Raw genomic sequence first — 382 nt, 5'->3', positions numbered from 1 at the left:
ATGTTGAGGAGGCCGTCGCGGCCGGATGCCGCGCGGGTGAGGAACTCCTCGCACTCCCGCGTCAGGTCCGTGACGGTCTCCGCCGTACCCGTGGTGATGTTCAGGACAGTGGTGGTGAAGGAATCGGACATGCCGCCATCTTCTCTTCCGGGAGGCGAGATGGCACGTCCACGCTCCGAGACGCCATTGACCGTGTCCTGACCGGATGACTACGTTCATCGCCATGTTCCGATCAGCTCTGCTCACCTCGCGCGGTCACATCGACCTGCTGCGGGTGGCATCCGCCGCGTGTTGTCGCGGCTGCTGACGTTCCCTCAGCGCCTTTCGCGCCCCTCCTGACCGGAGCCTTCATCCGGTTCCGGCCCATCGGCTGCGCCTTGCC

The 382-nt window shown here is 65.7% G+C and carries 1 protein-coding gene and 1 pseudogene; one reads left to right on the top strand and one right to left on the bottom strand.

Translation table 11 applies throughout. From position 1 onward, the window contains the following. A pseudogene (locus tag RM812_RS42785) lies at window positions 1–131 on the bottom strand (YjbQ family protein); the annotation flags it as partial. Window positions 132–205: 74 nt separating this feature from the next. Here RM812_RS42785 and RM812_RS42780 point away from each other — a divergent pair. Beyond that, entirely contained in the window at window positions 206–307 is a 102-nt protein-coding gene (locus RM812_RS42780; RefSeq protein WP_311586523.1) for a putative leader peptide, read from the top strand. The last annotated feature ends 75 nt before the right edge of the window (window positions 308–382 follow it).

The sequence above is a fragment of the Streptomyces lancefieldiae genome (assembly GCF_031845825.1).
GTDB classification, from domain to species: Bacteria; Actinomycetota; Actinomycetes; order Streptomycetales; family Streptomycetaceae; genus Streptomyces; species Streptomyces lancefieldiae.
This window is presented reverse-complemented; position numbering and strand designations above follow the sequence as displayed.

Excerpts from the sequence above, each read along its gene's own strand:
- RM812_RS42780 (WP_311586523.1), top strand. The coding sequence starts at position 206 with ATGACTACGTTCATCGCCATGTTCCGATCAGCTCTGCTCACCTCGCGC.